Annotated in this window: 9 protein-coding genes; 2 read left to right on the top strand and 7 right to left on the bottom strand. The window is 70.6% G+C overall.

Translation table 11 applies throughout. The annotated features are described in order from the left end of the window. Positions 1-79: 79 nt before the first annotated feature. Complete coding sequence (locus tag ABZY89_RS27705; protein ID WP_355232413.1) at positions 80-913, bottom strand: alpha/beta hydrolase; 834 nt, start codon at positions 911-913, stop codon at positions 80-82. On the opposite strand from ABZY89_RS27705, the gene ABZY89_RS27710 reads away from it, so the two are divergent. Continuing rightward, positions 914-1486, top strand: coding sequence for a PadR family transcriptional regulator (locus ABZY89_RS27710; RefSeq protein WP_355232414.1), 573 nt, complete (start codon positions 914-916; stop codon positions 1484-1486). Here the strand turns inward: ABZY89_RS27710 and ABZY89_RS27715 are convergent, their stop codons facing one another. The 4 genes from ABZY89_RS27715 to ABZY89_RS27730 all read right to left on the bottom strand — a co-directional run bounded on the left by ABZY89_RS27715 (position 1487) and on the right by ABZY89_RS27730 (position 5561). Continuing rightward, positions 1487-2095 (bottom strand): MBL fold metallo-hydrolase, encoded by a 609-nt coding sequence (locus ABZY89_RS27715; protein ID WP_355232415.1) that lies wholly within the window; start codon positions 2093-2095, stop codon positions 1487-1489. Next, positions 2095-3195 (bottom strand): S-(hydroxymethyl)mycothiol dehydrogenase, encoded by a 1101-nt coding sequence (locus ABZY89_RS27720; protein ID WP_355232416.1) that lies wholly within the window; start codon positions 3193-3195, stop codon positions 2095-2097. Before ABZY89_RS27720 ends, ABZY89_RS27715 begins: the two co-directional genes overlap by 1 nt. Positions 3196-3302: 107 nt before the next feature. Then, a complete protein-coding gene (locus tag ABZY89_RS27725; protein ID WP_355232417.1) occupies positions 3303-4325 on the bottom strand; it encodes an FAD-binding oxidoreductase in 1023 nt (340 codons plus the stop codon). 3 nt (positions 4326-4328) lie between these two features. Then, the gene (locus tag ABZY89_RS27730) at positions 4329-5561 is read right to left on the bottom strand and encodes a cytochrome P450 (RefSeq protein WP_355232418.1); all 1233 of its coding nucleotides are present in this window, start codon (positions 5559-5561) and stop codon (positions 4329-4331) included. Positions 5562-5701: 140 nt separating this feature from the next. Here ABZY89_RS27730 and ABZY89_RS27735 point away from each other — a divergent pair, with 140 nt between their 5' ends. Then, entirely contained in the window at positions 5702-6640 is a 939-nt protein-coding gene (locus tag ABZY89_RS27735) for an AraC family transcriptional regulator (protein ID WP_355232419.1), read from the top strand. 5 nt (positions 6641-6645) lie between these two features. Here ABZY89_RS27735 and ABZY89_RS27740 read toward each other — a convergent pair whose 3' ends face one another. Together ABZY89_RS27740 and ABZY89_RS27745 are read right to left on the bottom strand one after the other, a co-directional pair. Then, entirely contained in the window at positions 6646-7191 is a 546-nt protein-coding gene (locus tag ABZY89_RS27740) for a TetR/AcrR family transcriptional regulator (protein WP_355232420.1), read from the bottom strand. Beyond that, positions 7188-8381 (bottom strand): cytochrome P450, encoded by a 1194-nt coding sequence (locus ABZY89_RS27745; RefSeq protein WP_355232421.1) that lies wholly within the window; start codon positions 8379-8381, stop codon positions 7188-7190. The genes ABZY89_RS27740 and ABZY89_RS27745 overlap by 4 nt, the downstream gene beginning before the upstream one ends. Between the last annotated feature and the right edge of the window lie 309 nt (positions 8382-8690).

Raw genomic sequence — 8690 nt, forward strand, 5'->3', positions numbered from 1 at the left:
ACCGTTCGCACGTTAATCACGGCGTGAGCGGAGCAACCTCCCCGATCGGAGAGTCTTGCGGGCAGGATCAGGGAGGAGATCAGCTGGTGGCGTACGTGAGGATCTGCTGGCCGAGCGGCGTGAGCCGGCCCTCCTCGACCACCAGCTCCCAGCCGTGCCCTGCCTCGGCGGGAACGAACTCCGAGGACGTGGCCTGCGCCAGCGCCTGAGCGGCGTCTGCCTCCTCGGGACCGTCAGTGTCCTCGGCGACAGCGATCAGGCCCGGCGTGCTGATCGAGTCGGCGACCGAGGCCAGGTCGACACCGGCCCAGTTCGACGGCCCCGACAGGTCGACCCAGCCGTCGACGTCGACACCGGCAGCGACGGCCCGCACGGTCTGGCTGCCTCCCATCGAGGCGCCGACCAGCACCATCGGCACATCCGGCCACTGCTTCTCGACCTCGCTCAGCGCGGCCTGCACCTGCGGCACCGGGTCGTCGGGATCCTTTATCCCGCAGTCGGCATCGCCATAGCCGCAGAGGTCGAACGAGAGCCCCGCGACGCCTTGGAGGGCTGCCAGGGTCGCGAAGTCACCCCAGCCGCAGCGGTCGCCGTCGGTCTGGTGGAGCATCACCAGCACCGCCGACGGATCCTGGCCGTCCGGAGGGGAGAAGCGGATGGCCGGCAGCTCGAGGCCCTTGCCGAGGACCTGCATCGGCTCCACCCCGGCGTCGGTCTCTGGCAGGAAGCAGCCGCCGAGCTCACCTTGGATGTACGGGCCGTCCGTCGGCAGCACGGTTCCGGACTCCTTCGCCGAGTCCGGCCCACGGTCCCCCTCGGCACCGTTCTCCGCCCCGCACCCGGCCAGCATCAAGCCGAGGATCGCCGCCCGGCCGCTACGCCCTTCACGCTCCGCATATGTCAATATTGACATATGAATGACTCCGGGGTGACCGCTTCCAACCTCGGCTTCGCGATCCTCGGCCTGCTGGCACGGCGGGCGAGCACCGGCTACGAGGTCGCGCAGCGGATGCGGCAGCCGATCGGCTACTTCTGGACCGCCCGCCACTCGCAGATCTACCCGGAGCTGAACCGTCTCGACTCCGCCGGGCTGGTCGAGCACGAGGTCATCGAGGGAGCCGGTCCGCGGCCGACGAAGCGCTACCGCATCACCGAGACCGGTCGGGACGCTCTGGCGGCATGGGTCGTCGGCGACCTCGAGCCCCAGCCGGTCCGTGACCTGGAGATTCTCCGGCTGTGGTCGATCTGGACCGTCGAGCCCGACGCCGCCACGGAGCTGGTCGGCCGGCTCGAGGCGGTCCACCAGGGCGTCCTCGACCGCTATCTCGAGGAGCTGGCCGAGATCGCCGACCGCCCCGGCGCCCACGACCCGTCGAACCCGCTGTTCGCCACGCGGATCACCCTCGAAGGAGGCATCCGATCACGGCGTACGGCACTGGAGTGGTGCGCCTGGATGCGCGCGGAGTTCGCGGCCGCCGAGCGCTGATCAGCCCAGGCCGGCAGCCTCGGCGGCGATCGTGGTGTCGTCGCCGTGCCCGGTGTGGACGACCGTCTCGCCGGGAAGCGTGAACAGCTTGGCCCGGATCGACGCCTCGATGGTCGGCCGGTCACTGAAGGAGCGCCCGGTCGCCCCGGGACCACCCTGGAACAGGGTGTCGCCGGTGAAGACGCAGCCCAGCGAGGGCACCGACAGACAGACCGCCCCGGGCGCGTGACCCGGGGTGTGCAGGACGGTCACGGAGGTGTCGCCTATCTCGATGACCTGTCCGTCGGACAGGTCGGCGTCCCACAGCTCGTCGGTGTGGGTGAGCTCCCACAGCGGCCGGTCGTCGGGATGCAGCAGGATCGGGGCCCGGACTGCCTCCCGCAACGCCGGCGCCACCCGTACGTGGTCATCGTGGGCGTGGGTGCAGACGATCGCCTTCACGCGGCGACCGTCCACCACCGCCAAGATGTCCTCCACCGAGTGCGGTGCGTCGATGACCAGGCACTCCTGGTCGTCGCCGATCACCCAGACGTTGTTGTCCACCTGGTGCGTCTCGCCGTCGAGGCTGAAGGTGCCGCTGGTGACGCCGTGGTCCACACGTACGGCCATCAGAGCACCACCACCGAGCGCAGGACCTCGCCACGGTGCATCTTCTCGAAGGCGGCCTCGATGTCGCCGATCCCGATCTCCTCGCTCACGAAGGCATCCAGGTCGAGACGCCCCTGGCGATAGAGGTCGACCAGCATCGGGAAGTCGCGGCTGGGGAGACAGTCGCCGTACCAGCTGGACTTGAGGGCGCCGCCCCGACCGAAGACGTCCAAGAGCGGGATCTCGGGCACCGTCATGTCGGGCGTGGGCACACCGACGAGCACGACGGTGCCGGCCAGGTCGCGGGCGTAGAAGGCCTGTTTCCAGGTCTCCGGGCGTCCGACCGCCTCGACGACGATGTCGGCGCCTTCGGCACCTTCGTACGTCTCCGAGCAGATCCGCCGGATCTCCTCGATCGGGTCGGTCTGCGAGGAGTCCACGGTGTGCGTCGCGCCCATGGCCGCGGCGCGCTCGAGCTTCTTGGCGTCGATGTCGACGGCGATGACCGGGCTCGACCCGGCCAGCGCCGCACCGGCGATCGCCGCCACCCCGACACCGCCGCACCCGATGACGGCCACCGATCTGCCGCGGGTCGCGCCGCCGGTGTTGATGGCGGCACCGATACCGGCCATCACGCCACAGCCGAGCAGGCCGACAGCGGCGGGCCGGGCCTCGGGGTCGACCTTCGTGCACTGGCCCGCCGCGACCAGCGTCTTCTCCGCGAAGGCGCCGATGCCCAGCGCGGGCGAGAGCTCCGTGCCGTCCTCGAGCGTCATCTTCTGGGTGGCGTTGAACGTGGCGAAGCAGTACTGCGGCTCACCGCGCTTGCACGCCCGGCAGCTGCCGCAGACCGCGCGCCAGTTGAGCACCACGAAGTCGCCCGGCGCCACGTCGGTCACGTCCGGGCCCACCGCCTCGACGATCCCGGCGGCCTCGTGACCGAGCAGGAAAGGGAACTCGTCGTTGATCCCGCCCTCGCGGTAGTGGAGGTCGGTGTGGCACACCCCGCACGACTGGATCTTCACCACCGCCTCGCCCGGCCCGGGCTCGGGAACGTTGATCGTCACGAGCTCGACGGGCGCACCCTTGGCACGGGCGATGACGGCCTTGACCTGCTGCATATCTCTCCTCTCAAGGCACCGGAGGCATCCGGTTACCCGTGGTTCATCCTGGGGGTTCGTGATATATCTCGGCAAGGGCCGATCTCGGCGCCCGCGGTTTCCCCGGGTCAGGAGCCCGGCCCATACCCGTCGGCCGGCTCGAACTTCTCCCGGTGGATGAGCCGGGGCGCCATCCGGCGCCGCTTGAACGCCTTGACCCCGGACTCGACAAGCGCCGGCGAGCCGCACAGCCACCCGGACCAGCGACGTGCGCTGGCGACGTCCTCGACGAAGGCGTCGGGCGCGTAGCCGCTGCGGTGACCGGGCCGCGTCTCCCGGGAGAGCACGGTGACGAAGCTGAAGCTGCGGTACCTCTCGGCCAGCTCCTCGAGACGGTCGGTGTCGTAGAGGTCCGCCTCGGTGCGTACGCCGTGGTAGAGCACCATCATCCGGTTCGGGTGGCGTTCGAGCGCGGTGCGGGCGATGCCGAGCAACGGAGCCAGCCCAGTGCCGCCGCCGATGAGCACCATCGGTTCGCCCTCGTCCTGGTCCGCTTCCGGGACGTGGAAGTCGCCCAGCGGGCCGCGTACCTCGACCCGGTCGCCGACCGACACCGGCCCGAACAGCCACTCGCTGGCCACGCCGCCGGGGATGCGGCGTACGTGGAGCTCGAGGACCTTGTCCTCCTGGGCCGTGTTGGCGAGCGAGTACTGGCGCCGCTCGGAGGTGCCCGGGACGAGCACCTCGACGTACTGTCCCGCCGAGAACGCGAGTGGCTCCTCGAGGCCGAGCCGGACGCGCCGGGTGTCCCGGGCGACGTCCTCGACATCGACGACGGTGGCGGTGAGGTCACGGAGCGGGTGGGTGCTGCGGCCGATCTCCGTGCCACGCAGCGCGACCTCGGTGTCCTCGAGAGGCCGTGCCTGGCACGCCAGCGCCAGACCGCTCGCGCGCTCGTCCGCGGTCAGCGTCTCGAGCGGCGAGTCGCGGTGGTCGACCTCGCCGCACAGGACCTGCAGCTTGCAGGTGCCGCAGGTGCCCTGGTTGCAGGAGTTCGGCATCCACACGCCGGCGCGGAGGAACGCCTCCAGGATCGACTGGTCCTCGGCACACTCGACGCGGCGGCCGGAGACACTGATCGCGGCGGACATCGCTCAGACCTCCCAGGTGCAGTGCAGGCTGGTCGGGCCGCGGAATCCCCAGCCCCAGAACTCCACGCCCTCGCCGGTGTCGCGCTCCAGGTTCGGGATCGCCTCGAAGAGCTCCTCGAGCCCGATCCGCATCACCTGGTTGGCGTAGTAGATGCCGGCGCACGCGTGGTTCCCGGCACCGAAGGCGAGGTGCGGCAGCGGCGGCCGGTGCAGGTCGTACGCCGTGGGCGCATCGTATTTGCCGGAGTCGTGGTTCGCGGAGCCGTAGGAGAGGATCACCGGGGTCCCGGCGGGCAGGTCGACGCCGGCGATCGTGACCGGTTTGGTGCTGATCCGCGCGGTCGCCGACCAGATCGGGGAGGTCCAGCGCATGCCCTCGGAGATGGCCCGCGGCAGCAGCGACGGGTCGTCGACGACCTCCTCCAGCTGGTCGGGACGGCTGAAGAGCCCCACCAGCGTCGAGGCCATCCCGTGGCCGGGCTCCTGCATCGCGCCCAGCAGGTAGACGTAGATGGTGGGGTAGATGTACGCGCGGTCGCGGGTCTTCCCCGGCGGCATGCCGTCGTGGAGCCAGTGGGAGATCGCGGTGTTCTCGGGGTGCTCGATCCACCGGTCGATGAGCGGGTCGACGACCGCCTGGATCTCCGCCCTGGCCTCGTCGCCCGGGGTGAACCCGTCGGGGTTGGTGAACTCCCCGTTCTCGTCGACCGCGGCGTTGGTGAACGAGACGCTCAGCTTGTGGAACCACTCGCGGAGCTTGTCGGAGGAGACCGACTGCAGTCCGAGCAGGTCGCCGAGGGAGCGTACGGAGACGGGCTCGCAGTACTCCGCGACCAGCTCGGCGCGGCCGCGGTCCTCGAACTGCTCCACGTAGCTCCGGGCGATCGGACGGACCAGGTCGTCCACCCAGCTGTCGACCTCGGCGGGCTGGAGCTGGGGCTCGACCATGCCGCGCAGGTCGGCGTGGATGTCGCCGTTGACGCCGATGATCGCCGGGTGGCCGAACGTACGTCCTCCGGCCGGCGTGATCACCGCCTCGAAGTCGGGGCTGGTGGCGACCTCACGGCAGATCGCCGCGGTCGAGGCGACATACGAGCCGAGGACCGGGACGAAGGCGAGCGGCGCCTCGCTGCGTAGGCGCTCGTAGGTCGGGTAGGGGTTCCGCTCCAGGTCCGTCATCGTCACGTCGTCGAGCCAGGAGAGGTCCTGCTTGCCGGGTTGCTGCGTGGTCGTCATGGGTGCTCCTCGAGAGCTGGGAGGTTCCGAACAGGACTCGAAAGTAGGTCGGTCCGCGCGCCCGGGCGACACGGATTGCGCGGGTTCGGCACCCGGAACGCGGCCGATCTGTGACGCTCGTCTCAGGTACGCTCTGCGGCATGGCCGGTCGTATGCGAGCCGCTCCCAGGGACTGGGGGCAGGCCTCGCGCGTCGTGGCCCAGGCGTACTTCCCGCACGAGCTCCGGCCGGTCGGCGGCGCACACGAGCCGCGGCTCACGCTGCGTACGCTCGATCTCGGGCCGGTCCTGATCGGCCACGTCGGCTGGGGCGCGGACGTCGCGATCGAGTGCGACTACCCGAGCGCGTACGAGGTGAACATGCCGATCACCGGCCACCTGGAGAGCCGCGGCCGGTTCGGGGAGCTCACCTCGGTGGTCGGCCAGGGCACCGTCTTCCGGGCCGATACCCCGTCCCTGATCAGCCATTGGGACGCGACCTGCACCGTGCTCGGCGTGAAGTTCGACAGCGACTGGCTGGAGGTCGAGACCGAACGGATCCTGGGCACCGACCGCGTCAACGCCCGCACCCTCCTCCCGGAGCAGCTCTCGCTGGAGCGCGGCCGCGGGCGCGCCTGGCATCACCTGATCACCAGCCTGGCCACCAACCTGCACGACCCGGACATCTTCGCCGACAGCGAGCTCGTACGCCGCCAGCTCGCCGGCGCGGTCGCCGCGGGCCTGCTGGAGATGTGCAGCTCCGACGGCGGCGTCACCGCGGCTGCGCAGCCGCGGACGATCCGCCGCGTGGTCGAGGCCCTCCACGACGACCCGGCCCGGGCCTGGACCGCCGCCGACATGGCCGCCCTCGCCGGCACCAGCGTCCGCCGCCTGCAGGAGGGCTTCCAGCAGTGGCTGGGTTGCGCGCCCTCCCACTACCTCCTCGACATCAGGCTCCAGCGCGCCCACGCCGAGCTCACCACCGACCCCACCCTCAACGTCGGCGACGTCGCCGCGCGCTGGGGCTTCTCCTCCGCGAGCCGCTTCGCCGCCGCCCACCGGCGCAAGTACGGCACCGCCCCGTCTGCCGTCCGGCGCTGACGGGCCTAGCTGCGCGACGGCACCACGAGGAACCGCTCCAGCAGGCGACGCTCCGCGTCTTCGTCGTCGCCGGGGCTGGTGAGGAACGACAGGATGATGCGCAGGACCCAGTCGGCGAGATCGGGATCGCTGGCGTCCAAGTCAGAGGCGAGGTAGCTCTGCGCGACGCCGCGGATGATCGGGGAGTCGTGGAGCACCTCGCGGAGCAGGGTGCTGTCACCGGCGTACCAGGCGGCGAGGTGGGGGCGCTCGCGGACGGCGGCGAGGCAGGCGACCACGGCCTCGACCACGCGACTGCGGGGGTCGGACACCTCGGCCGCGACCTGGGCGACCTGCTTGGTGATGAGCCGCGCTTCGCGGTGGGCGAAGGCGTAGATCAGTGCCTGCCGGTTCTCGAAGTAGCGATACAGGGTCGCCCGCGAGCAACCGGCCGCGCGGGCGACCTCGTCCATGCCCGGCTTGTCGACGCCTCGCTCCACGAAGAGCTCGCCCGCGGCATCGAGGATCCGCTCGGCGGCGAGCTCGGTCCGCTCCGCCTCGAGCCAGCTCATCGGGCCACCTCGAGGTGGAGGCTCACGGGCCGGCGGACGTAGCTCCCCGGCGCCCACTGAAGGGAGTCGTGGTCGACGGTGAAGGACGGCATCCGGGTGAGTATCTCGGTGAGCGTCACCCGGCCCATCATCCGGGCGGCCGCGGCACCCAGGCAGTGATGCGCCCCGTGGGCGAAGGTGAGGATCTGCCGCGGCCGACGGGTGACGTCGAGCTCCTCGGCGTCGGCGCCGAAGGCGCGCGGGTCCCGATTGGCGGCCGCGTAGCAGAGCAGGACCTTCTTCCCCGCGGGGATGGTGACGTCGTGGATCGTTACGTCGCGGGTGGTGGTCCGGGCGAGCCCCTGCACGGGCGAGGTGAGCCGCAGCAGCTCCTCGACGGCGGCCGGTACGTCCTGCAGCGCGAGCTCGCGCTGGTCGGGGCGGTCCGCCAGCAGCGGCAGACCACCGCCCAGCAGCCCGGTCGTCGTGTCGTTGCCGCCGGCGACCATGGTGAAGGCGAACGCGAGCACCCGCAGCAGGCCGGCGTCGTCGTCGGCCTCCCCGGCCGCGACGAGATGGGAGACGGTGTCGTCGCCGGGCTCGCGTCGGCGCCGCTCGATCAGCTCGGCGAAGTAGCCCATCAGCTCGGCGACGGCCCCGGCTCCGATGCTCTCGTCCTGAGCCGCGTTGGCCGTCACGATCGCGTCGGTCCACACGTCGAACCGATCCCAGTCCACCTCGGGAACGCCGAGGTAGTGGGCCACCACCATGCTCGGCAGCGGCTTGAACAGCTCCGTGACGATGTCGCCACCGCCCGCAGCCCTGAGCTGCTCGACCCGCTCGACGACGAACTGCGTGACCCGGGGAGTCACGTCCTCGACCTGCTTCGGCGTGAACCCGCGGTTCACCAGCTTCCGGAACGCCGTGTGGGCCGGCGGATCGGTCATCACCATCGGTGGGTTGTCGGTCAGCCCGATCCGCTCGAGCTCGTCGTGAGCCGTCGTCAGCCCACCGCTCGAGCTGTACGTCTCGTGGTCACGCACCGCGGCAAAGACGTCGTCGTGCCTGGTCAGGACCCAGTAGTCACCCCGGGCGACGTGGTGGACCGGGTCGTGCTCGCGCAGCGCGGCGTACATCGGCCACGGGTCGGCCCACGACTCCCCGGACAACGGGGTGTACGCCGCCAGGTCGTGAGACAGATCTGAGTTCATGTCTCACACAATCAACAAATAACCCCGCTTTGTCAATGGGTCGCCGCCACTGCCGACAGGTGTCGAAACCCCGAAGTCGCCCGGCGGCAGCCGGATGACTATTGTCTGTGATCGGCGTCACAAGCGCCGCCAGCACTACATTTGGCGCCACAAGCGCCACGCACATATCGAGCAAGGAGGCGGATATGAGCACGACACCTGACGGCGTGCAGGAAGCAGCCGCGGCGAAACGCGGAGCGTTCTCATCGCGACAGGTCTTCATCTTCGCGGCGATCGGCTCCGCGGTGGGCCTGGGAAACATCTGGCGTT

Origin of the sequence: Nocardioides sp. NPDC006303, assembly GCF_040613175.1 — a bacterium.
Lineage (GTDB): Bacteria > Actinomycetota > Actinomycetes > Propionibacteriales > Nocardioidaceae > Nocardioides.

Excerpts from the sequence above, each read along its gene's own strand:
- ABZY89_RS27730 (WP_355232418.1), bottom strand. The coding sequence starts at position 5,561 with ATGACGACCACGCAGCAACCCGGCAAGCAGGACCTCTCCTGGCTCGAC.
- ABZY89_RS27725 (WP_355232417.1), bottom strand. The coding sequence starts at position 4,325 with ATGTCCGCCGCGATCAGTGTCTCCGGCCGCCGCGTCGAGTGTGCCGAG.
- ABZY89_RS27745 (WP_355232421.1), bottom strand. The coding sequence starts at position 8,381 with ATGAACTCAGATCTGTCTCACGACCTGGCGGCGTACACCCCGTTGTCC.
- ABZY89_RS27715 (WP_355232415.1), bottom strand. The coding sequence starts at position 2,095 with ATGGCCGTACGTGTGGACCACGGCGTCACCAGCGGCACCTTCAGCCTC.
- ABZY89_RS27740 (WP_355232420.1), bottom strand. The coding sequence starts at position 7,191 with ATGAGCTGGCTCGAGGCGGAGCGGACCGAGCTCGCCGCCGAGCGGATC.
- ABZY89_RS27710 (WP_355232414.1), top strand. The coding sequence starts at position 914 with ATGAATGACTCCGGGGTGACCGCTTCCAACCTCGGCTTCGCGATCCTC.
- ABZY89_RS27720 (WP_355232416.1), bottom strand. The coding sequence starts at position 3,195 with ATGCAGCAGGTCAAGGCCGTCATCGCCCGTGCCAAGGGTGCGCCCGTC.
- ABZY89_RS27735 (WP_355232419.1), top strand. The coding sequence starts at position 5,702 with ATGGCCGGTCGTATGCGAGCCGCTCCCAGGGACTGGGGGCAGGCCTCG.
- ABZY89_RS27705 (WP_355232413.1), bottom strand. The coding sequence starts at position 913 with ATGTCAATATTGACATATGCGGAGCGTGAAGGGCGTAGCGGCCGGGCG.